This is a genomic window from Amycolatopsis sp. NPDC051758 (assembly GCF_044453095.1).
Classification (GTDB): domain Bacteria; phylum Actinomycetota; class Actinomycetes; order Mycobacteriales; family Pseudonocardiaceae; genus Amycolatopsis.
Genome location: NZ_JBITCJ010000005.1, coordinates 389,236 through 411,049, shown reverse-complemented (window position 1 = coordinate 411,049; position 21,814 = coordinate 389,236). Strand labels below are relative to the sequence as shown.

The following is a 21,814-nucleotide window of genomic DNA, read 5'->3' as shown; positions in this document are numbered from 1 at the left end:
ACCGTGGTTCGCCGAACCACGTGATCAGTGCAACGCGGTCACACCGGGCGCCGCGGGGTAGGCGGCGCAGGTCGACCCGGTCGCTCCAGCCATTGGCGACAGCGTCCAAACCTGCAGCCGTGCGCCCAGCAGGCGGGTCAGAGTTATGTCGTCCTCGAACAGAGCTCGCACCGCGCGGCTGTGCGGGGTCCGGTCGCATGAGCGCGATCTGCGCGCGGGTGTTCTCCAGCACCCGCCTGGCCACCGGGTGACGTTCGGTGGCGTAGCTGTCCAGCAGCCCGCTCGGCGCTCACCCGTGCACGGTCGCGGCCAGTTTCCACCCGAGGTTCGCCACGTCCTGCAGGCCGGTGTTCAGGCCTTGGCCATCGAAAGGCGGGTGCAACCTGGCCGCGGCTTCGACTTCGGTGACGATCACGTCCGTGCCACTGACGCGGCGCAGTGCGTCCCGCAACTCGGCCAGGGTGACCGGGACAGCGCGGTCGGCGGGCTTTGTCGGACCGGATCAGCTTGACCGTGCTCATCCTGTTCGCCACCGGCAACCCGGATCCTCGCGACCATCCAGCTCGACATCACCCCGTCCGGCTTCCTGGCGTCCGCCACCGCGGCGGTGTCCCTGGCCCAGCCATTGGTACCGCCGCTGGGTTTCCTCGGCCGCGCCGCCGAAGCCGCGGCAACCGCCATGGTCACGGCCGTGCTGGCCTTCCTGACGCCGGTGTTCGGCGAACTGGCGACGAACCCGAGACCCATCTCCGCCCGCCACTGCCGGCCGCCTTCATCCGGGCCGTCTCCGACCTCCTCGCCGACCGCAACGGCGTCGCCGTCATCGCGACCCACTCGTCCGTGGTCCTGCAGGAAAAGCCCACCCCCGCCATGATTCCCCTTGGCGTCATGACCGGTTTCACATACACCGGATGTTTACCCGAGGACGGTCACCGAAGAGACGTCAAGAGCTGGCTCACGATCAAGATCCTTGCTCCGCGGCGATCACGGCAAGGACATCGACGCGTGAAGACGGCGCCTACCAGCCCCACCGCGACTCTTGACCGCGATCGTTCACCCCCTTCGACACAGCTCGCAAGAAAGTGAACGCCGGGAGCGGACCGACCAACCTGCAGTCCACGCCGGCCACCGCGATCGAGCCGATCACCTCCTGCACGACGGGTAAATCTTCCCGTCGCACCAGAAGAGCCCGGCGTTCTTCGAGGTGCTCCTGCTCTTCCAGAGCTTGGACCTCTGCCGCGTACCGCATGACCGGCCCCAGCAGCTCATCGGCCCGAGCTTGCCGCCAGGCCACGACATCTCGCGCGATCGCTTCGCCGGCTTTGATCCGATCGGTCAGGCCGCGGCCGCCGCGGCTCCTCCACCTCGCCGGATCATCCGCAACGGCCTGCAAGGCCGTCTCCTCGTCGAACCGCAGGTACACGTGCGCTTCGACGAATTCCTCCAACCGGTCGAGTTCGGCCCGCAGGTGGTGCGCGAGGGGACGGATGACCTCGGTCCGGGCCGACTCGTCGTCCTCGGCGACCGTCCCCCAGCGCAACGGGACCACCGGCCCCTGCCGCACCAGTGCGGACAGCGTCAGGAGATGCTGCGTGGCGTCGTGCGGAGTCACGTCCCGGTCCGCCGGCCGCGGGCTGACCGCCAGCGCGAGATCTTCCCAGACGACCAGCCTGGCGGCGTCGGACCGAGCCGGGCCGGGCAGCGGGTGCCCGGCCCGGACGACGCCGTGCAGGTTCAGCCTCATCGCTCGCCTTCACCGGCACCCGAGGGCGCCGAGGCGGCCTGGGCGAATCCCGGCGCGACGACCGCCGGCTGGGCGACGTAACCGGCCGGAATGGGGGCCGCCACCGGGAGCAGGCCGTAGGTACCGGCGATCCCCTGAGTGCCCGGCGCGGGCACGGTGCCCGGCGGAAGGGCCTGCCGTTGAGCCTCGATGCGCTGCATCGCCTCGAGGTACCGGATGTACGTATCGACACTGGCGACGACGATCTTGGCCTCGATGGTCAGGATCTCGATGCCGATCACGGAGACCCGGATCGTCGCTTCGATGACGAGTCCCTTGTCCAGCAGGATGTTCAGGGCCTCGGCAAGACCACCGGCGGCGGGCGCGGGAGCGCTCATGGCTGAATCCTCTCGGGTTGGTTGGATCGTGTCGCGTCTGCTGTGCGCCCCGGTACGTCCAGGACCGCGCGGAGTTCTTCGAACTGTCGCCGCAGGGACAGCAGTCCCTGTCCCAGCCGCTCGACCTCGGCGGCGGACAGGCTTCCGGCCGCCATCCTCCGCAGTGCTTGCCGCTCGAGCAGTTCTGCGACGACCTCGAGGACCGCGAGAACGACCCGTCCGAGTCCTTGCCCGGTGTCGGCACTTATCCGTCTCGGTGTGTCCACGGCGGTCCGGCTCCTACTCCGCGAGCTCGTCGACGGCGGCGAGCAACAGGCGTAGATCGAGCCGGATCAGGTCGATGCCGGCCAACGTGATGATGACGTCTCCGTTCACCACGGCGCCGCGGGTCACCACGCGGTCCAGCAAATCCACGAGGCTCGTCAGCGCGGCATCATCGGGGGCGAGCGCGGGAAGATCGTTCACGACCCGATCACCAGTTGCGACGGGGTGAACGAATAAGGCGGCCAGGGGCCGGTGCTTCGCAGGGTCGCGCCGACGGCCGCGAGGTCGTCTTCGACGCGCCGGGCCAGGTCATGGAACGTCTCTTCCCGGTCCTGCCGGACCAGGTAGGAGGCATCAAAAAAGGCCGGCGGCTGCTCCCGTTGTGCGGCGTCGGCCGAGCAGCGGCTGAGCGACTCGTGCAGGGTGCTCACCACACTGCGCGCAAGCGTTTGCACCTGCTGGTCGCCGTTCAGCTGCCGAGCTCGTGCGGTCAGGTAGTCGGTACCCGAGATTCCGTCCAGCGGAGGCTTCCCTGCCGGCGCCGGCAGGGCGACCCGCACTCCCCACTCGCGGTGGCCGTCGACCTTCGAGAGCCATTCCGACACGTCGGCCCGGTGCTCTTCGAGCAGAAGCGCGGCCGCCCGGTCGTCGCGAACGACGGTGCCGAACCTGAGGGGCAGCACCGGGTAACCCTCGAACACCGCACGGACCACGGCGTCGTGCTGCCGGGCGAGCACAGCGAGCCGGCTGCCGGGATCGAGGCCGTCCGGCGGACCGGCCTCCTTGTCCAGATCGGCGAACATCCCGACGTCGACGCGGGCGACCACGACGGCGAGGTCTTCGTGCGGGAGCAGGCGCACTGCCGGTGCGGCGTCGACCTCGGCGAGGGTTTCCGGCACTTCGGCGTGAGACCAGGTAATGGCATAAGCGCAGAGCCCCGGATCGGGTTCCGGGATGGCCGGCTCGGGAGCAGCAGTGGACCGCGGACCGGTCGCACTGGTCAAAATCGCGTCGGTCAGCCGACGCGTGAGCACTTCGGCAGCCGCACTCTTGGCTGCCTGCAAGGCAGCTTCCCACACCTCCGGGGCGTGGCGCCGAGCCAATGCCGTCACTTCCGGATCGACCTCCTCTGCGGCAGTCACAAGCCCTCCCCCCGGCTGGTCGGTTCACTCGTCGCGACCGAGGTGCTCGTCTGCAGCGCCGTCTCGAGCTGCCTCACCCGGGACCGGAGTTCATCCAGCTCACCGGCCGGCTGAGCGTCGGCCTGCAGGCTCTTCGCGCGAGCCGCGCCGGGCGAGAAGAAGGGATCGTTCGTCCACCAGTCCATCCCCATCTCGCGGGCCGTCTGCGCGGAGGCGATGAAGAGCCTGAGCCGCAAGGTGAGGAGTTCGATGTCGACGACGTTCACCGCGATGTCCCCGACGATGACCACACCCTTGTCCAGCACACGTTCCAGCACATCGGCAAGCGAACTCGACTGACTGTCCACTCGGAACAACTCCTGCTCTTCGCTACAGATCGGTGGTACCGCGGGTAAACCGGCGAATTCGCTCGTAGGAGACGAGTTCACCGGCGCTGTCGACATCGACCCGATAGGTGCCGATGACGCTCGTGGTGGCGGGTATTCGTTCGAGCTCGACGACGTCGATGAGCACGGACCAGCCCCGGTCGGCAGTGGGACGCGCGCCCGACACGCCATCCGGCTGCCGGCCGGTGATCGCCGCGAAAACCTCTGTGGCAGCACGAATCGCGTGTGAAGCCGACAACGCTGACGTCGTCGGGGGGACAGCGGGCGGGGGATTTACGGGTGGGTTATGCGGGAAATCCGAGGTTCCCGATGATGGCACAGTCATCGCTGGTAGGCATCCGAGGCGATCGCGCCGGCGTTACAGCGGACCCGCCGATCATCGGACACCGACCCGGCTCGCCGTTACAGGTGTTCACGAATCCCTGGTGTGTTCGGATCAGCACAGAGCGCCACCCGGCCCAGTTGGCGATGGGCCAACAAGATGCCCGTACTACTGAAACGCCAAAAGCAACAAAAAGGTAACGCTTGGACTCGTGGTCCCCGGACGGCGCCCGCCGAGCGACGCTCACGATCAATCCGTCACACCAACGACTTGGCACCCACCACAGTGGACCCGGGTCGACCACGCCCCTTCGCCGCCCCGCCTGGTGGCTCATCGCTCCACTCGGGACCCGGCGGGCAGGCGGGCCGCATCCGGCCGAGCAAGGTTGACTATTGACGCTGTGCCAGTAACCATGCCGTCATGGACGAAGCAGTCCGTGCGATGCGACGACGGCTCTTCGCCGCCCTGGGACCGACCCGTGCCCCGATGAGCGGCCGAAGCTCGGTGCCGTCGCTTCCGGTCGGCCGGCTGGTCACCTTGCCGGGACGCGGCGAGGTGTTCGTGCGCGATCACCGGCCCGCCGGTGCGATCGATCCGCCGGTGCTCCTGCTGCACGGCTGGTCCTGGTCACTGGACGTCAACTACTTCGGCGTGATGCCCGGTCTCGTCGCGGACCGAGTCGGCTTCGTGGGCTACGACCAGCGGGGGCACGGCCGGGGGCTGCCCGCCGACCGCCCGTTCGAAATCGAAGACCTCGCCGCGGACGCCCTGGCCCTGCTCGATCTGCTCGGCGTCGGCAAGGTCCTCGTGTGCGGGTACTCGCTGGGCGGCCCGGTCGGCCTTCACCTCGCGCTCGCCCGTCCGGACCGGGTCGCCGGCCTGGTCCTGGCCGCGACCGCGTTGAACTACCGTCAGACCCTCCGCGACCGGACCGTGTGGCGCGTCCTCACCGCCGCGACTCCACTGGCCCGGCTCGGTATCGGCTCCTCGATTTCCGCCCGCTACTTCGGCTTGAGTCGGCGGACGTCACCGGAGCTCGCCGCGATGTGGCCGTGGCTGCTCAGCGAACTGGCTCGCACCTCGGTGAGCGGAGTCTTCGCGACTGGACGCGCGGTCAGCCGATACGACCTGCGCCACCGGGTGGCCGGGCTCCGCCGGATACCCGCGGCCGTCGTGATCACGACCCACGACACGGTCTGCCACCCCGGCACCCAGCGGCAGCTCGCCGGCCAGCTCGAAGCCCGGTCGTTCGCACTGCCGGCCGACCACGACGCGCCGGTCGTCCGGCCCGCGGAGTTCACCGCCGCTCTCCTGGCCGGGATCGCCCACGTCCGGTCGCTCTCATCGAAATGACCCCGTGGGCACGGTGCTCTGGTGGTCGCCACCACTTTCGGAGAACCCGGCCGCGCCGACGCGGCCTCGGCCGCCCCGGAGGCGCTCGCGGGCACCGGCAAGCCGCTGGTCGTGGCCGGGAGCATCGGATCACCCGGCAACCTCGGACGACCGATCGTCGAGGAGGACCCGGCCCTGCCCCCGTGCGCGAGGGCTCAGGTGCGTCCCGGCAACTGACGTCAACGGCTCGAGCGACGAGTTGAACACGCTCCGGACAGCCGTTCTGCCTGACCGCCTGCGATCGATGCGATCGTGGTCGGCGAGTGCGAACGCGCCTTCACCGGCACCCGGTTCGCCACCCTCTACGCCTGTCCGTCCCTCCCGGCGCGCCTGAGCGGCCGGTAGGCCGGGGTCGGCACCCGGAACCCCAGGAACTCCGCAGCGCGGCGACCGAGCCACGCTACGTTGTCCGTGGGTGAGGCGGAGCGCTCAGCTTCGCCGGCCACGCGCCCCGACGGTCATCCAGCTGTAGTCCACAAAGGACGACGTCTGGTACTTCGTGTACGCCTCGTCGAGCACCTCCCGGGTGACCAGGCCGGTGGCGAGCGCGTGTTCCTCGACGAGCTTCGTCGTGTTCTCGAGCCAGCCCGCCAGCGGCTGTCCGCCTCGCGCCGGCAGGACCACGCCCTCCGCGGCGCAGTCGACCAGGCCGGCCGCCTCCAGCGGGACCGGCAGGGTGCGGGCCCACTCCGGGTCGGTGCCGACCCGGTCCGTCATGACCCGCGCGAGTGCCGCCATGGTCTGGCGGGTCGCCGAGTGCGAGGACAGCTCGGGCAGCGTGGTGCCGACCTCGATGAGCAGCCATCCGCCGGGCTTGAGCCAGGACGACAGTCGTTTGATCACGGCGTCACGCTCGGGCAGGTGCTCCAGCACGAACCGGGTGTGGATCACGTCGAACTCCCCGGGCGCGTCGTCCGTGGTGACGTCGTGGTGCAGCACGGTCACCCCGAGGTCGGCGAGCGGGCCGAGGAAGGCGAGGCTGAGGTCCGTCGCCACCACGTTCTCCGGGCCGGCCAGCTCGGCCATCCTGGCCGCCACCGAGCCGGCTCCGGCACCGATCTCCAGGCAGTGCCACCCCGTCCGCACCCCGAGGTTTTCGAGCTGCCGGAAGCTGAACGGATCGAAGCTCTCCTCCAGCAGGCGGAGCCGGCGCTGCTCGGCCCGCGCCTGGGTGTCGACGAAGTTGTTCCAGCCGATGGTCTGTGACATCCGGTGCTTCCTCATTCGATCAGATCGGGCGACGACGCATCGTACGGCTCGCGGCGCCGCGTCCGACAGGGTCCAAACCACACTTTTTTCCACGCCTCAACCAAAACCGGCTCGACGAACGCGGCGACGATCACGAAAGCCCTAGTCGCGTCCGATGACGGTTCTCCAAATTGGACCGACTGGCGTAGTCATCGCGGCCGGGCGTGACGGGCGTCACTGCGCGGCCGGCCACCGCGCTGCCCGCGCCGGAAATGCGGCCGGGAAAAGCCCGTCAGCCGGTTCCTGTCACGAGCAGTCACAATGGCCCGGTGCTTGCGTTGGGGTTAGCCACTATTCGCAACACTGTCAAATCATTGGTGAATCTGTCGGATACCTACGCTGATCGGGTTATCCACCCTGCCACGAACGGTCGTATGCCGAGGTCGGAGGACGCATTCGGAGCAGTTGCGCTGCGTACAGCCCGACTAGGCGAAGAGGGTCGACCACCTTCGAGTGGTATTGCTTCGAACACGATCTCGCCGTAACTTCTCCAGCGATCAGTCGCCCTTCCCGGTCTGACGGTCACGCCCTGTCGACGAACGCGCCGGGCAACCCTTGCCGGTTTCATTGTCGCGTCCAAAAGAATGGATTCCAGCACGATGACGGATCTCGCGTTGCCGGTGAACGCCGCCCGAAGCAGGGGCATCGGGTCGCTGGAGCTCGCCGTCGAGCGGTGGGCGGCCGAGCAGCCCACAGCCACGGCGTGCTCCGCGCCGGACGGCGTGCTCGACTTCACCGGCCTGGCCGAGCGGACGACGGCGATCGCCGGAGCGCTGGCTGCCGCCGGAGCGGGACCGGGCACCACGGTCGCGCTGACCACCGGACGATCCCGGCTGGCCGTGGCGAGCCTGCTCGCCGTGTGGCGCCTCGGCGCGACGGCGGTGCCGATGGACGAGCGGCACCCGGCCGCCCGGACCGCCGAGGTGCTCGAGGGCGCCGGCGTGTCCCTGATCCTCGGACCGCGGCCTCCCGGCGCGCCGAACGACCTGCCCGTACTCGACCCGGAGCGTGCCCGGGGCGGGCCGTTCGCCGCGGCCGGGGGCAAGATCGCCTACCTGATCCACACTTCGGGCAGCGCGGGGCGACCGAAGGCCGTCGAGGTCACCTACGCGGGCCTGGAAACCGCGCTGGGCGCCATGAGCACCATCCACATCGGCCCAGGCGGCCTCGGGATCAACCCGCTCTCACCCGCGTTCGACGGCTGGCTCTGGTGCGTGCTGCTGCATCTGCTGAACGGCATCGGCACGGCGATCCTCGACCTCGCCGACGACGGCGAGCACGTCGACCTCGCCGGCCGGATCGCCGCGGTCGCGCCGCGCACGGCCAGCCTCACTCCCTCACTGCTGGCTTCCTGCGCCGACGCGCTCGCCGGTGCCGAGGTCGTGGTGGTCGCCGGCGAACACTGCCCGCGCGGGCTGCTCGAGGTGCTGCTGGCCCGGCACCGGGTGCTGAACGTCTACGGCCCCACCGAGGCCACGATCGCCGCGACCTGCGCCGACAGCGCCCGCGGCGACGACGTCACGACCATCGGGCGTCCGCTGCCCGGTTACCTGGCCCGGGTGCTCGACGACGACCTGCGGCCGGTGCCCGCGGGCACCGGCGGCGAGCTGTGCCTCGGCGGGACCGCGCTCGCCAGGGGCTACCGCGGCGACCCGGAGCTCACCGCGCGCCGGTTCGTCACCGTGGACGGGGAGCGGCTGTTCCGCACCGGCGACCAGGTGCTCGCCCGCCCCGACGGGCAGCTCGAGTTCCTCGGCCGGCTCGACACCCAGGTCAAGGTGCGCGGGTTCCGGATCGAGCTCGGCGAGCTCGAGCGGGTCGTGGAGCAGCTGCCGGCCGTGCTCGCGGCGACGGCGTTCGTGCGGACCGCGGGCGGCACCCTCGGCGTCGCCGCCGTGCTCGCCGACGGGCACGACCCGGTCGCCGGCGCCCTGCTCGTGCGCGAGCACTGCCGGACGTTCCTGCCCGAGCACCTGCTCCCGTCCACAGTGGACTTCGTGCCCGCACTGCCCTACGACGACCGCGGAAAGGTCGACCGGGCGGCGCTCGCGCTGGCCGCCGACGCGGCCCGGCCCGCGGGCCGGGCACCGGCCACCGACCGCGAACACGAGGTCTGCGCCGTCTTCGCCGAGGTGCTGGACCAGCCGGTGACCGACGTGGCCGCCGACTTCTTCGAGCTCGGCGGGCACTCGCTGCTCGCCGCCCGGATGGTGGCCGCGCTGCGCAAGCGGACCGGGCTGCGGGCGTCGATCCCGTTGCTACTGGGCAACCCCAACCCGGCCGCGCTGGCCGCGCAGCTGGACCGGCTCGCGGAGGTGTCCGCGTGACCGGCTGGGTGGTGCCGTGGCACCCCTCCCCCGCCGGCCGCCCGACCCTGGTCTGCGCGCCACCCGGCGGCGCCGGCTGCAGCCGGTTCCGCGGCTGGCAGGCCCGGCTCGGACTGGCCGTTTCGGTGGTCGGCGTGCAACTGCCCGGGCGGGAGAACCGGTTCGCCGAAGAGCACCCAGCCACGTTCGCCGAGGCCGTGACCGCCGTCGCCGCGGACCTCGCCGAGCTCCGGGCGGGCGCGCCGCTCGTCATCGTCGGCGAGAGCTTCGGCGGTCTGCTCGCCTACGAGCTCGCGCGGGCGACCGGCCCGGACGCTCTGGTCCTCGCCGCGACCGAACCCCCTGGCAACCGCTCCGCCGCCGAGCACCTGGTCATCGACGAGCGGATCCTGCGCGATCTGTTCGTCTCCGGCCCGCCCGAGCTCCGCGATCTCGACGAGGACAGCCAGGAGTTCCTGCTCGACGTGCTGCGCCGGGACGACAAGCTCGCCGACACCCACGTGCTCGCCGACCGGTTCCGGGTGAACTGCCCGATCCACGCGTGGTCCGGCGACCTGGACGCGGTGGTGCCCGCGCACCTGCTCGACGGCTGGGCCGGCTACAGCACCGCCGGCACCACCCGGCGGTCCTTCGCCGGGGGCCACACCTTCCTGACCGACCTCGCCGACGATACCGTGCCCGCGCTGGGGAGCCTGCTGTGCTGATGGACCTGACCGACGACCTGAGCTTCGCCGGCACCGATTTCTGGCCGCACTTCGCGTGGCTGCGCGAGCACGACCCGGTCAGCCGGCACCCCGACGAACACGGCGGCTTCTGGGTGGTCACGCGCTATGCCGACGTGCTGTCGGTCTACCGCGACGCGACCGGGTTCAGCTCCCGGCACGGGATGCGGCTGGGCACCAACCCGACCGCGGTGGACGCCGTGACCGGGCAGATGCTGATCGTCTCCGACCAGCCGGACCACGCGCAGCTGAAAACGGTGCTGGCCAAGGGTTTCTCGCCCGCCGCGATCCCGCACGCGGAGGACCTGGTGCGCACTGTGGTACGCGGCCTGCTCGACGAAGCCGTCGCCGCGGGCGAGGTCGACGTCGTCGAGACCGCGCGCCGGCTGCCGACGCGCGTGGTGTGCGCGCTGATGGGCGTGCCGCCGGAGGAATGGGACTGGCTCGGCGGCACGATGAACGACGCCTTCGAAGGCGAGGACGAGCAGAGCAGGCTCGCCGCGCACGCGGAGATCTTCCTGTACTTCTCGGAACTGGTACTCGACCGCCGGGACAAACCGGGCGAGGACTTCGTCAGCCGCATCGCCGCCGACCGGCGGTCCACAGCGGACGGTACGAAGCGGCCGCTGACCGACACCGAGATAGTGGTGAACTGCAACGGGGTCCTCGCGGGTGGCAACGAGACCACGCGCTACTCCGCGGCCGGCGCCGTGCTCGCCCTGATCGAGCACCCGGACCAGTGGGCCGCGCTGCGCGCCGACCGCGCACTGCTGCCGGGCGCGGTCGAGGAGGTCCTGCGCTGGACGACCCCCGGCGTGCACGTGCTGCGCACCGCGACCGCGCCCACCACCATCGGCGGCGTCGACATTGCCGAGGGCGACCGGGTGACCCTGTGGAACGTCTCGGCCAACCGCGACGACGCCGAGTTCGGCGACGCGGGAATTTTCCGCGTGGACCGCACACCCAACCGCCACCTCGCCTTCGGCGGCGGCCGCCACCAGTGCTTGGGGGCGCGCTTGGCCCGCCTGGAGCTGACGGTGTTCCTGGAACAGCTGCTGGACCGGGTCGCGGCGGTGGACATCGTGGGTAAGCCCCGCTACACGGCGTCGAACTTCACCTGGGGCGTGCGCGAACTGCCGGTGCGCCTGCACGCCGCCTGACTGTCCGAGGAGATTGCCATCGGTGCCGGACCGAATCGTTCAACGGCGTCGTGCACGAACACGTCGTGATCGTCTCCGTTGTCTTGGAGGACCCCTGCCTCCCGCATCGAGCCTGGCCCTCGTCGCCGACGCAACCAGTCGCTACGAGCGCGCCGGTGTGGGTCGCACGGTTCCCACGAACCGCTGGAAGTCGGACGCGACGTCATCGAACTGTTCGGGTGTGCAGGTGAGTACCAGTTCGAGCACCGTGTGCTGGTCGTGGGCGTCGTCGATGGGCAGGTAGACCTGGCACTGCACGAGCCGCTTGCCCTCGGCCAGTTCGATGTCCAGCAACTGGGTCAGGCCGGGCGCGTCGCCTTGGCCGAGATCCGCACGATCGCGAACGCGCACCGACTCGGCGACGTTCTCGACGCGGTGCACCGACTCGTCGGCGATCGTCGCCATCCGCACCGCCGGGTCGCGGATCTCTCCCGCGATCGTCAGGTTGGTGACGAATCCGCCGGGAGAGACCGGACGCACCGCGACGAACGCGACTTCGGGTGCGCCGACCTCGTCCGGTGGAGCCGCCTGCCAGCCATCCGGCAGCGCGAATTCGATGCGTACGGGCAGCTCTGTGACCATCGAACCGTGCTCCTGTCGGCAGTCCTCGGTTGACGGATCAGCACGCAGGCCACCTTGGCGCCGCAGCATGGTGCCGGTCCGGGTGTTCGCGTCGCGTCCGGAACAGCCGCGGTCAGAAGCCGCCACCGTCGCCGCCGCCGGACGCGCCGCCCATGCCACCACTGGAGTCTCCACCACCCGTTCCTCCGCCGGAGTCGCCACTGCCGGAGTCACCGCCGGAGGAGTCCCCACTGCCGGAATCCCCCGTCGCGGATTCGCCTGTTCCGCCCGCGTCGCCGCTGCCGATTCCTCCCTCGGAGCCACTGTCGCCTGAACCGTCCGCGGAGTCGGTGCCGGAAGCATCACCGACGTCGCCAGGAGTCTCGCTCGCGTTGCTGCTGATCGGGGCGTCCGAGTTCACCGGGGAACCGGACGCGTCCGCGTCGTTGTCCGTGGGAGCGGCGACCTCGCCGGCCGCCGGAGCAGGACCATCGCCGGGATCGTCGTTCTCACCCGTCGTTCCGGGGGTGGGGCCGGAGTAGTCCGCGTCGAAATCCGACGGCGGAGCCTGATTCAGTGAAGCCGGCTGCTCGGCCTCGGCCGCCGGGTCGGGTTGGGCGGACTCCAGCTCGCTGGTCGGGCTCTTCGGCTGCTGGGTGTCCTCCGCGGGATCCCCCGGGTTCGGGGCGTCCATGTCGCCCGGCACCGCCTTCTGGGGCTTGCCCGGGGTCACCGTCACGTTGAAGCCGACCTTGCCGCCGACACCGACGGCCACTCCGGCGTCGGCGCCGATGGTGAACGAGCCGTCCGGGCCCCAGCCGAACCGCGCGCGGCCTTCCGCGCCGAGGCCGTACCAGCCCTCGGCCGTGCCACCGACCCGCAGCCCCGCCACGTCGGCGTGTCCGTCGACGCCGGCCTTCGCACCGACGAACCCCTTCGCGCCGACGTCGACGCCTTCGGCCCCGAGGGTGGCATTCGCCCCGGCTTCGGCGCCGAGGTTGGCTTTGCCCTTGACGCCCACCTCGGCGGGGCCGTAACTCGCCGAGCCCTCGGCGGTCGCCTCGCCGAGGTAGCCGGACGCGCCGACCTTCGCGTTGACGCCGTCCTTCGAGGCGCCCGCGCTCGCGTTGGCCTCTCCACCGAGTGCCTTGGCGTCCGCGTCACCGGAGACCGTGACACCGCCGATCTCGGTCCGCCCCTCCACGCCCACCTCGGCCGCGGGCCCCACTTTGACGCCGGTGGCCGCCGTGGGCAGGTTCGAGCCGAAGTCCGTGGTGTCGGACTGGGCGGTCTCCGAAGTCACCTCCGCCAAGGAGCTCGGAGCCACCCGGACGGTGTCCCCCAGCGCGTCGACGGGGTGGGCGTCGTAGGCGTCCCGTGCGGCCAGCTCGGTGGCGTTGTACTGCGTGGCGGTCTCGTTGAACCGCGCGATCGCGGCGTCCTGTTCAGCGACCGTGGTCGCGCTGTGGATGGCGCCGATGTCTTCGCCGAACCGGTCGCGGAAACCGTTCTTCACGTTCGGGTCGGGCAGGTCGCTCAGCACCGAACCGCTCATCTGCCGGTCGACCGCCCGCATGTCCAGCGAGCCGCGCACGTCCGCGGGGACGGTCGAGGCGCGCAAGGCCTGCGCCGAGTACCGGCTGACGTAGCCCGCGGGCTCCGCCTTGGAGACCACGTCCCGCATCGCGTCGATCTGCGCCTGCGACAACGCAGGGGTGTCCTTGCCGGGCACCGGTGGCGCGGCGGCGGGTTCGGCTGCCGGGGCCGCGTGGTCCACCGGGACGGCCTGCTCGCGTCCGGGAGGTCGGCTCCCGTGCTGCTCGCCCGGCGGTTCCGCGGGCGGGCGGTCGTGCGGGCCGATCAGGCGCACGCCCGGTGCCAGGCCGTCGGCCACCTGGATGACCGGGCGCAACCCGCTCGACGGCGTGCGTGTGTCGGTCGAGCGGGCGGGATCGTCGGGCGCGAAGTCCTGGAAGTCGGCGACCGTGTCGCCGTCGCGATCCGACACGCCGTAACGGACGTGGATGTTCTCCGCGGTGGTGACCTGCCCGTCGCTGTGCTTGGGCGGAGGGATCCGGAGGACCTTCGCGATGCTGTCGGCGATCGGGTTGGCGATCAGCGACGCACCTTTGTCGTCGGGCCGGAACGGTTCTTGCCGGTCGCCCTGCTCGGCGAAGACCGAGTCGGGGGTGTAGATCTCGTGGCCCGCGATCGCTTCGGCGAGGTCGGCGAGGGAGCCGCAACCGCAGAGCGTCACAGCGCGCTCGATCGCCTTGTTCAGGTCGTAGCCGAACTTTCGCACGCTGGTCAGATCGTCCTCGCCGACCAGGCTCGCGGCGTGCGCGTTCTTCGGGTCCGCGGCCAGCGGGTAGGTGGTGACCACGATCCCGGCGTGCGGTGCGCGGGTGGCGATCCCGGCCAGCACCTGGAGCATCCGCGCGACCAGCGTGGGTGCCTGGCCGGGAGGCGACGACTTGGCCTGGTCGAGGTACTCCTCGTCCGACGCGGTCCAGTCCAGCAGCGGGCCGAGTGCCTTGATCTCTTTGTCCAGGGCCGTGTTCGGCCCGCCGGTGGTCCGCTTGGCTTCGGCGAGCACCGTTGCGAGCCGGGCGTCGTCACCGCCGAAGCCGACGACGACCAGTTGGGCGTCCGGGCGGACCTGGTCACGTTGCGGCGGGTTGACGACGCTGTGGTCCGGCCCGGTCTGGGCAGCGAAGAAGTCCGCGGTCCGCGCGCCGGCGGCGGCGACGAGGTTCGCGTCCACCCGCAGCCCCGAGTCGTCGCTCCGGACGCGGGCCAGCGCTTGCAGAGCCGGTGCGATCGCGGATCGGTGTCTCGGGTCCGCCGGATCGGAGTAGGTCCCGGAGAGGCCGTCGCCCGCCATGGACGAATCGCCGACGACGTCCACGGTCACGGACTGCTCGTGGGCGGGCCGGGTGTCCGCGGACGCGGGCGGCGCACCGAGACTGGCGCCGATGAAGACGGCCCCGGTGGTGGCGACCGAAAGCAGTCGCGGCAGCCGCGTGCACGCCGGGACGGCACCACGCGCCTTGCGTGCCGGGATGAACATCGCTATTCCTCCTGTGTGCCAGGCTTGTTCTCGGTCACGACCGCCCGGCTCTCCGAGCGGTTGCGGGGGCGTCGGTTTCGGATCGATCGTGGCGCGGGCCGTTCGCTGCGGTCCATGCCGCACAGGTGCGGCGTGGACCCGGGCAGGATTCGGTGCCAGGCTTGGGGCCGGGTGCAGCCGCAGGATGGAAAGACCGAGGTGGCCGCAGTGATGGGTCTGCATCGCCAGGTGCGCGGGATCGTGGCGGCATCGGTGGTGTTCTTCCGGCTGGCCACCCTGGCCATGGTCGCCCTGAGCGTGGTCGGCGGCGTGCAGATCCACGCCTACACCAGGGTTGCGCTGGCGGCGTCCGTGTACGCGGCGCTGGCCGGGTGGAGCGCGGTGCTGATCACGCTGGTGCTGCGCCGCGACGCGCTTCCCGGCTGGGTGCTGGCGATCGACGTCGCGGTCACCGCCACCGGCGTGGTCGTGCTGCCGCTGGCGGTGTCCAACGAGCTTTTCGACACGCTGGCCAACCCGTACCTGGAGCCGGTCACGGTCAGCGTCGCGGTGGCTGTCGCGCTGGTCAGCGGTTCCCCTCGGGCCACCGTGGCCGGCTGCGCGGTGCTCGCCGTGGCGAACGTGGTGGGACAGCTGCCGCTGCTGGACCGGGGCGCGGACTTCGCCTCGCTCGTCAACACGATCGGCTGGCAGGTCGGTGCCGCCATCTGCTGCCTGGTGTTCATCCGGCAGTTGCGGCGGGTGGTCCACCACCTGAACGTCGCGACCCAGCAGGTGATCTCCGCGCGGGAACGGCTTGCCACCCAGCGCGCGCACACCGAGGAGCGCACCCGGCACTTCCGCGAGCAGATCCGCCGGTACCGCGCCCTGCACGACGGCCCGCTGCGGATCTTGACCGCGATCGCCGGCCCCGGCCCCGCCGCCCATCCCGACCCCGTCGTGCGCAGGCAGTGCGCGGTCAGCGTCGACGTCCTGCGCGGTGCGGCACCGGACGACCCCGCGGGCAACCTCACCGACCTGTCCCTGGCGCTGCTGGAGGCCGGCGGTGCCAGTGCCGCGCTCGGGTTACGAGTGGAGTACCACTTCGCCAACCTGCCCGACTCGCTCCCCAACGACGTGGTCGACGCACTGTGCCGGGCGAGCGCGGAGGCACTCGGCAACGTCGCCGCGCACGCGGGGACCACCCGTGCGCGCCTCACCGCATCGGCCGTCGGAGAGGCGGTGAACGTGGCTGTCGTCGACCAGGGCGGCGGATTCGACCCGGACACCACCGAGTTCGGTTACGGCATCCGGCATTCGATCGTCGAGCGCATGGCCGAGGTCGACGGGAAGGCCACAGTGGACAGTCATGTCGGCGAGGGGACCCGGATCGACCTGCGGTGGCCCGCATGATCCGCATCGCCGTCATCGACAACGACAAGCTCGTCCCCGCGGGCCTGCGGGCACTGCTCGCCGACACCACCGACATCGTCGTCGTCCACACCGCCACCACGGTCGCCGGCTACCTGGCCGCTCAGACCGGCACCGCGGCCGATGTGGTGCTGCTGGACCTGAGACTGGAGGACGGCAGCGACCCCGCTGCCAACGTCGCCGTCCTGCACGCCACCGGCGCCGCCGTTCTGGTGATCTCCGTGCACGGCGACCGCCGCCACGTCCGCGCCACCATCCACGCGGGCGCTTCCGGCTACCTCATCAAGAACGACGACGCCGACAAGCTCACCGAGGCCATCCGCACCGTCCACACCGGACAGCTGGCGCTCACCGCCGAACTCATGACCCTCATCAACGACGACCCGCCCGAGCTGTCTCCGCAGGAGCTCCAGGTCCTCTACCTCTACGGCACGGGCAGCACCCTCGCCGCCACCGCCCGGCGACTCGGCATCGCCATCCCCACCGTCCGTTCCTACCTCGACCGCATCCGCGCCAAGTGGGCGGCGACCGACGAGCCGGTGGAGGACATCCGCAGCCTCGTCCACGAGTACCCCCACCCCGGCGGCGAATTCCCTTGGCAGGCTTAAGTTCCTGGAGGGACGAGTCGGCGCGCATCCCGAGAGAGGTCCGGCGCGGCGTGCGCTGAAGGATGTCGCCAGTGGCGACCCAGGGTGATGACTCCGAGGACGAGCGCCACCACCGCCGGCAGCGGGCTCACCAGGCTCCACCAGGTCAAGACGGCGAACGGCAGCGTCCCGATCAGCAAGAGCACCGCACGAAGGCGAACCGCCGGAGTCCAGGGAGCAATGAGCAGCGCGAGGCCGCCGAGGACACCTACGGCGACGATCGCCGGTTCGCCGGCACTGACCGCCATCAGCAATTCGAAGCCGCCCGACACACTGAGCAGACCGCGCAACCAGTTGTCCGCGACGACTTGCCGGGTTTCTCGCCCGGGTCCGCTGCCGAGCACGAGCACAGCCGCCGCGAGCAGCAGGGTGCCGGGCAGGTACCACAGGGCACCGACGGTGCTGAAACACAGACCGCCAGGTACGAGCAGGCCGACCCCCACAGCCACGCGGCGCGCCGGTGACGGCGATCGCGGGCCGCGAAGTCCGGCGGCGCAGACCACACCGAGGCCGCTGAGCAGGACAGTCAGTACGCCGAGCGCGAGCGGGTCGGCCTTGTTCCCGGTCCACTCCGGGACGTGCGCACCGGCGGTCGCCTGGAGAACACCCGCGAGCACACCCAGGGATCCACCGACGAGTCCCAGCGTTGCCGCCGCCGGTAGCAGGTGAGTGCGCGTGGTCATCGGATCACCGCGGCGAGAGGACGGCGAGGGCTCGGCCGTGCAGCGCGGACCGGGTAGCCGAGGCGGAAGGTCACCAAAGGCTGTCTGCCGGGCTGGGCGAGCAGATTCCGCAACCGTGGCTCGAACGTCGCGGGCACGCCTTGCCGGCGTTCGCGGTCGATGCGTTCGGTGATCTGGTTCATGTGCTGCAAGCCGAGACCGAGACTCGTGGCCGCGAGGTGGATGCGTTGCAGTGCCCGTCCGGCGGTCAGCCGAGTGGCCGGGTCGTCGGTGTCCGCGACGGTGATGACGCCGTACGCGGCGGCGGTCGCGGTGTGCACGGTGCGGGTCTGGTCCAGCCAGAACGCGTCGCCGGCGGTCCGTGAGGACGCGGGGAGCAGTTTGGCCAGGGTCAACGTGACGGGGCTGAGGCCTTGCGCGTCGAGTGTCGGCCCGTCGCGGTGTTGGTCGATGTCGTCGCGGCTGTTGCGGAACCAGCCGAACGCCTCCTGCGACTGCTGCGGGTCGGCGATGAACGCTTCCGTCGCGGCGATGATCACCGCGCTGAGTGCTGCCTTCTCCTCGGCCGAGGTGAACCACCGTGTCCCGATTCCGGCCAGATCCGCGACATGGGCGGTCAGCTCGTCGAGCACGGCGGCAGGGATGTTCCGGGCGAGATAGGGGCCGCGGTTGCTGTGACGCGCACCGATCGCGTCGTGCAGCGGCGACGTACTCGCCGGTGCCGGCGCGAGCGCCAGTGATGCGACATGAGACTGGTCGGCGGGATCGGGCATCAGGCTCACGGTCGGCCGGAATCCGCGGGCGACCAGCGCCAGGACGAGGTTCTCCACGGCGCAACCGAGGCCGACGTGGTGTTCACGACGCAGTGGATCCACGAAGGGCATGTCCCGCGCCGGGTCGGCGAACACGTCGACGCTGGTGGTAGTGACGTGGAAGCGCCAGGGCTGGGTGTTGTGCGGGTTCGCGGCGAGGATCGCCGCGCCGACCGCGCCCACCGGACTGTCGTCTTCCTGCCAGTGCGACCACGCGTCATAGGGAGCGCCCGAGCCGGCGTCGAGGACGCCGTTGTCGAACGCCCGGTAGCTGACGACGCCGGTCGCCGCCACGAGGACCGTGGCTCCGCCGGCGCCGAGAACCTTGAGCGCGGACCTGCGGGTCCGGACCGGCGGAGGCGGCGAGCCGTCGTTCTGCGCCGCACGGGGTTCGATGTTCGTCGCCACGGCCATCTCCCTGAGGAATGCCTTGTTCGCCTTGTCGGAAACGTTTCCACGGTGCACCGGAAAGAGTGCCGAGCACTCATCCCCGGTGCACCGGTGCGCTGATCATCCGAGCCGGGCCGGGTGTCTAGGCCGAGGCCGGAACCGGCCCGCCGTTGACCGGCGTTTCCGGCCGGGGAACGACCGGAGCCGGGGGCGCGACCACCGCGTCCGGCAGAGCCGGGACCGGCGGGGTCGCCGATGCGGCTTCGCGGGCGAGGAACGACCCGAGCTCGCCGATGGTGCTCATCAACGGCGCGGGGAACACCACGGTGGTGTTCTTGTCCACACCGATCTCCACCAGGCTCTGCAGGTTGCGCAGCTGCAACGCCAGCGGGTGCGCCATCATGGTGTCCGAGGCGTCGCCCAGTGCCGCCGCGGCCTGCGACTCGCCTTCGGCGTTGATGATCTTGGCGCGCTTCTCCCGCTCGGCCTCGGCCTGCCTGGCCATCGCCCGCTTCATCGACTCCGGCAGCTGGATGTCCTTCAGCTCCACCAACGTGACCTCCACACCCCACTCGACGGTCGTCACGTCGAGGATCTGGCGGATGTCGGAGTTGATGGAGTCCGTTTCGGACAGTGTCTCGTCGAGGGTGTGCTGCCCGACGACCTTCCGCAGGGTGGTCTGCGCGATCTGGTCGATCGCGGAGTACACGTTCTCGATGGCGACGACCGACTTGGTCGCATCGACCACGCGGAAGTACGCGACGGCCGAGACGTCGACGCTCACGTTGTCCCGGGTGATGATCCCCTGCGACTGGATCGGCATCGTCACGATCCGCAGCGGCACCTGCCGCAGGACGTCGACGATCGGGATGATCAATCGCAACCCCGGCTCCCGGATGCCGATGACCCGGCCCAGCCGGAACAGCACACCCTTCTCGTACTGCTTCACGATCTTGACCGACAAGCCCAGCAGCAGCAGGACGACCACGACGATCGCGGCGATGATCCAGCCATTCATGATGATTCCCAACGTTGGTGAAACTGCCCGCCGGAAGTCCTCCGGCGGTTCGTGGCGCGTCGGCAGTCGTCGACCGCGCCGGCTGCAACACCGTGGTGCACCCGAAGGATCTTGGTCCGGCCGCGTCGAGAACCGCGTCCGGTGGATACACCCAGGTGATGGCCAGCGAGCCCAGGCCACGAGCCACCAGGTCCTGCCGGATCTCGTGGGTGGTGCAGCCGCCGTAGCCCAGACGAGTCGAGCGCAAACGTCCTTCCTCCGCGCTCGGGCATGGCGATCGTGGCGAGGACACCACCACCGCACGGGCTGTAGGTGACCTGTTCGCCGGGCTCGGCGTGCTCCCCCGTGATCATGGCCTCGTAGCCGCCGCGCCCAGGCGCGATCAGCGTCTCGGACAGCTCGTCGACGAGTGCCTTGACCTCGGGCGGGTGATCCATGTGCAGGGTGCTCCGTCGCCAGCTCTCGTCGTCATGCGCCCGCATGCCGGCCTCCTGTCCTCGTCGGTTCGTGCCGAGCGCGCCCGGCTTCGGCGCGGTCCCGGACACCCATGAGCATCTTCCGGCTCATCACGAAGCTGACCGCCTCGACCGGCTCGATCAGCAGGCCCGCCCAGCGACGGGTGTAGCCGTACCGTTCCCGCATCACCAGTCGCGTCGAGCCGTCCGGTCGGTCACGCAGGACGAAGGCCCAGGTGCAGTCGTAGGGCGCTGCCGCCTTTCCTATCGGCACAGCGCCTCGCAGCACCAAGGCCCGGCCCTCGTCGACGCCGGCCACGGCCATCGAGACGTCCGGGTGGAGCTTCACCTCGTCGCCCACCTCGACGTGCTGCCATTCCGGAACGACGCGGTCAGCGCTGTGGATCTCGCAGCCCACCAGGTTTTCCCAGGCGTCGTAGCTGTAGAAGCCGCCACGCGCCTGGCCCAGCTGAGCGAGCCACGGCCACACTTCCGATGCGGGTGCGGAGATCGTGATGGCCCGGGTCGCCACGAGATCGGGCTCGGCGATGAGATCGTCCCCGGCCAGGTCCGCGGTGACTTCGCGAGGATCGGCGCCCCACTGCAGCTGCCACTTCCTGGCGGCCAGCGCCGCGAGCACGAACGTGCCGAGCGCACCGGCCAACCGCAGCCGGCTTTTTGGTGCTGTCACCGAGTCATCGTGAGGATGGCGCGTCACGGTCGTCTCCTTCGGCAGCGTGCGGATCCCGGTCGACGTTGCGCAGGTAGCAGGCCAGCGGCACCGCGACGACCAGAGCGACCACGGCGAACACCGGCACCATCGAACTCGACGCGATCCCGGACGCGGGATCGGCGCGCGAACCGAACCACTGGTCCGTGGCGACCCCGACCCCCTCCAGCACGAACATCGCCAGCATCGCACCGGTGACCAGCAAACCCCAGGTCGCGCGACGACGGCCGGCGAAGGCGGCCGCTGCCAAGAGCGGCAGCCAGACCGCCAGGTCCTGCACGAAGACGGGGTTCGTCAGCAGACCCGTGCCGTCGAGCAGGGAAGCCGGGTTCCGGCTGAAGACCGCGGGAACGATCTGGACGAGCCACGCGCCGGCGTTGAGCAGGACCAGGACGAGCGCGAACCCCGTGATCCACCGCACCGGCATCGCCGGCGCCAGCCGCGCCCCGAACGCTCGCAGATCCGCGGCGTGAAGCACGGTGACCAGGCTCCACAAAGCCAGCCCGAGGTAAGCGACGTAGAGGAGGAACAGGTTGTTCAGCGGCGTCGCGAAGCAGAAGAGCACCGCTTGGTAGAGCAGGTAGGCCGCCGCTCCGAGCCAGACCACGAGCCCCCGCGCGGATCCCCGTGCGGTCAGCGACATCGCGACGACGAGTACCGGGACTGCGACACAGACCATGACCAACGCCGTGCCCCGCAGGCTCCCTTTGGCGGCCTCGACGCCCGAGAGCAGCGAAGGCAACGTCAGGCTCAGCACCGCGACCGCCGTAGCCACGACGGCGAGCCCACCGGAGCAGAGGTAGGCCGCGCGGGCGGGGCGGGGCAGGACCGGCCCGTGCGACGCGCCGGTCCGGGTACTCCGGCCTTCGGCGAGTGTCATGGCTGAACTCTGCGACCGCACGCCCTGCTCACTGA

24 protein-coding genes are annotated in these 21,814 nt (G+C 70.6%); 7 read left to right on the top strand and 17 right to left on the bottom strand.

What is annotated here, in order from left to right; translation table 11 throughout:
• Window positions 1–289: 289 nt before the first annotated feature.
• The 8 genes from ACIA5G_RS25380 to ACIA5G_RS25345 all read right to left on the bottom strand — a co-directional run bounded on the left by ACIA5G_RS25380 (window position 290) and on the right by ACIA5G_RS25345 (window position 4,151).
• Window positions 290–451: an FAD-dependent monooxygenase gene (locus ACIA5G_RS25380; RefSeq protein WP_395927302.1), complete on the bottom strand. Its 162-nt coding sequence runs from the start codon at window positions 449–451 to the stop codon at window positions 290–292.
• A gap of 567 nt (window positions 452–1,018) precedes the next feature.
• Complete coding sequence (locus tag ACIA5G_RS25375) at window positions 1,019–1,744, bottom strand: GvpL/GvpF family gas vesicle protein (RefSeq protein WP_395927300.1); 726 nt, start codon at window positions 1,742–1,744, stop codon at window positions 1,019–1,021.
• Window positions 1,741–2,121 (bottom strand): gas vesicle protein GvpJ, encoded by a 381-nt coding sequence (gvpJ, locus tag ACIA5G_RS25370; RefSeq protein ID WP_395927298.1) that lies wholly within the window; start codon window positions 2,119–2,121, stop codon window positions 1,741–1,743. Before gvpJ (ACIA5G_RS25370) ends, ACIA5G_RS25375 begins: the two co-directional genes overlap by 4 nt.
• Complete coding sequence (gvpK, locus tag ACIA5G_RS25365) at window positions 2,118–2,387, bottom strand: gas vesicle protein GvpK (RefSeq protein ID WP_395927296.1); 270 nt, start codon at window positions 2,385–2,387, stop codon at window positions 2,118–2,120. Before gvpK ends, gvpJ (ACIA5G_RS25370) begins: the two co-directional genes overlap by 4 nt.
• 13 nt (window positions 2,388–2,400) lie before the next feature.
• Complete coding sequence (gvpJ, locus tag ACIA5G_RS25360; protein ID WP_395927294.1) at window positions 2,401–2,586, bottom strand: gas vesicle protein GvpJ; 186 nt, start codon at window positions 2,584–2,586, stop codon at window positions 2,401–2,403.
• Complete coding sequence (locus ACIA5G_RS25355; protein ID WP_395927292.1) at window positions 2,583–3,527, bottom strand: GvpL/GvpF family gas vesicle protein; 945 nt, start codon at window positions 3,525–3,527, stop codon at window positions 2,583–2,585. The genes gvpJ (ACIA5G_RS25360) and ACIA5G_RS25355 overlap by 4 nt, the downstream gene beginning before the upstream one ends.
• Complete coding sequence (locus ACIA5G_RS25350; RefSeq protein WP_395927290.1) at window positions 3,524–3,874, bottom strand: gas vesicle protein; 351 nt, start codon at window positions 3,872–3,874, stop codon at window positions 3,524–3,526. The genes ACIA5G_RS25355 and ACIA5G_RS25350 overlap by 4 nt, the downstream gene beginning before the upstream one ends.
• Before the next feature lie 22 nt (window positions 3,875–3,896).
• Window positions 3,897–4,151 carry a gas vesicle protein gene (locus ACIA5G_RS25345; protein ID WP_395927288.1) on the bottom strand — a complete coding sequence of 85 codons (255 nt, stop codon included), beginning with the start codon at window positions 4,149–4,151 and terminating at the stop codon, window positions 3,897–3,899.
• Window positions 4,152–4,655: 504 nt separating this feature from the next.
• On the opposite strand from ACIA5G_RS25345, the gene ACIA5G_RS25340 reads away from it, so the two are divergent.
• Window positions 4,656–5,588: an alpha/beta fold hydrolase gene (locus ACIA5G_RS25340; RefSeq protein WP_395927286.1), complete on the top strand. Its 933-nt coding sequence runs from the start codon at window positions 4,656–4,658 to the stop codon at window positions 5,586–5,588.
• Window positions 5,589–5,609: 21 nt separating this feature from the next.
• Entirely contained in the window at window positions 5,610–5,804 is a 195-nt protein-coding gene (locus tag ACIA5G_RS25335) for a hypothetical protein (protein ID WP_395927284.1), read from the top strand.
• Window positions 5,805–6,056: 252 nt separating this feature from the next.
• On the opposite strand, the gene ACIA5G_RS25330 is transcribed toward ACIA5G_RS25335, so the two are convergent.
• Window positions 6,057–6,836 carry a class I SAM-dependent methyltransferase gene (locus tag ACIA5G_RS25330; RefSeq protein WP_395927282.1) on the bottom strand — a complete coding sequence of 260 codons (780 nt, stop codon included), beginning with the start codon at window positions 6,834–6,836 and terminating at the stop codon, window positions 6,057–6,059.
• An 11-nt stretch (window positions 6,837–6,847) separates the two neighbouring features.
• A complete protein-coding gene (locus tag ACIA5G_RS25325) occupies window positions 6,848–6,970 on the bottom strand; it encodes a hypothetical protein (RefSeq protein WP_395927281.1) in 123 nt (40 codons plus the stop codon).
• 504 nt (window positions 6,971–7,474) lie between these two features.
• Between ACIA5G_RS25325 and ACIA5G_RS25320 the strand changes: the two genes are divergently transcribed.
• Genes ACIA5G_RS25320 through ACIA5G_RS25310 form a run of 3 tightly spaced genes read left to right on the top strand, consistent with a single transcriptional unit; the run spans window position 7,475 to window position 11,084 of the window.
• A complete protein-coding gene (locus ACIA5G_RS25320; RefSeq protein WP_395927279.1) occupies window positions 7,475–9,202 on the top strand; it encodes a non-ribosomal peptide synthetase in 1,728 nt (575 codons plus the stop codon).
• Window positions 9,199–9,906: a thioesterase II family protein gene (locus ACIA5G_RS25315; protein ID WP_395927277.1), complete on the top strand. Its 708-nt coding sequence runs from the start codon at window positions 9,199–9,201 to the stop codon at window positions 9,904–9,906. Before ACIA5G_RS25320 ends, ACIA5G_RS25315 begins: the two co-directional genes overlap by 4 nt.
• Entirely contained in the window at window positions 9,906–11,084 is a 1,179-nt protein-coding gene (locus ACIA5G_RS25310; protein ID WP_395928000.1) for a cytochrome P450, read from the top strand. Before ACIA5G_RS25315 ends, ACIA5G_RS25310 begins: the two co-directional genes overlap by 1 nt.
• A 141-nt stretch (window positions 11,085–11,225) precedes the next feature.
• On the opposite strand, the gene ACIA5G_RS25305 is transcribed toward ACIA5G_RS25310, so the two are convergent.
• Both ACIA5G_RS25305 and ACIA5G_RS25300 read right to left on the bottom strand, forming a co-directional pair.
• Window positions 11,226–11,879: a hypothetical protein gene (locus ACIA5G_RS25305; protein ID WP_395927275.1), complete on the bottom strand. Its 654-nt coding sequence runs from the start codon at window positions 11,877–11,879 to the stop codon at window positions 11,226–11,228.
• On the bottom strand, window positions 11,818–14,754 hold the full coding sequence (locus tag ACIA5G_RS25300; RefSeq protein ID WP_395927273.1) for a hypothetical protein: 2,937 nt from the start codon (window positions 14,752–14,754) through the stop codon (window positions 11,818–11,820). The genes ACIA5G_RS25305 and ACIA5G_RS25300 overlap by 62 nt, the downstream gene beginning before the upstream one ends.
• Before the next feature lie 210 nt (window positions 14,755–14,964).
• On the opposite strand from ACIA5G_RS25300, the gene ACIA5G_RS25295 reads away from it, so the two are divergent.
• The gene (locus ACIA5G_RS25295) at window positions 14,965–16,146 is read left to right on the top strand and encodes a sensor histidine kinase (protein WP_395927271.1); all 1,182 of its coding nucleotides are present in this window, start codon (window positions 14,965–14,967) and stop codon (window positions 16,144–16,146) included.
• Window positions 16,143–16,772: a response regulator gene (locus ACIA5G_RS25290; protein WP_395927269.1), complete on the top strand. Its 630-nt coding sequence runs from the start codon at window positions 16,143–16,145 to the stop codon at window positions 16,770–16,772. Before ACIA5G_RS25295 ends, ACIA5G_RS25290 begins: the two co-directional genes overlap by 4 nt.
• Here the strand turns inward: ACIA5G_RS25290 and ACIA5G_RS25285 are convergent.
• From ACIA5G_RS25285 to ACIA5G_RS25265, 5 genes are all read right to left on the bottom strand, one after another.
• The gene (locus tag ACIA5G_RS25285) at window positions 16,769–17,494 is read right to left on the bottom strand and encodes a hypothetical protein (RefSeq protein ID WP_395927267.1); all 726 of its coding nucleotides are present in this window, start codon (window positions 17,492–17,494) and stop codon (window positions 16,769–16,771) included. The genes ACIA5G_RS25290 and ACIA5G_RS25285 overlap by 4 nt on opposite strands.
• Window positions 17,491–18,714 (bottom strand): Acg family FMN-binding oxidoreductase, encoded by a 1,224-nt coding sequence (locus tag ACIA5G_RS25280; protein WP_395927265.1) that lies wholly within the window; start codon window positions 18,712–18,714, stop codon window positions 17,491–17,493. Before ACIA5G_RS25280 ends, ACIA5G_RS25285 begins: the two co-directional genes overlap by 4 nt.
• Window positions 18,715–18,838: 124 nt before the next feature.
• Window positions 18,839–19,714, bottom strand: a complete 876-nt coding sequence (locus tag ACIA5G_RS25275; protein WP_395927263.1) for a slipin family protein — start codon at window positions 19,712–19,714, stop codon at window positions 18,839–18,841.
• Between the two features lie 468 nt (window positions 19,715–20,182).
• Window positions 20,183–20,860, bottom strand: coding sequence for an SRPBCC family protein (locus ACIA5G_RS25270; protein ID WP_395927261.1), 678 nt, complete (start codon window positions 20,858–20,860; stop codon window positions 20,183–20,185).
• Window positions 20,861–20,864: 4 nt separating this feature from the next.
• A complete protein-coding gene (locus tag ACIA5G_RS25265; protein WP_395927259.1) occupies window positions 20,865–21,779 on the bottom strand; it encodes a hypothetical protein in 915 nt (304 codons plus the stop codon).
• Window positions 21,780–21,814 lie beyond the last annotated feature (35 nt).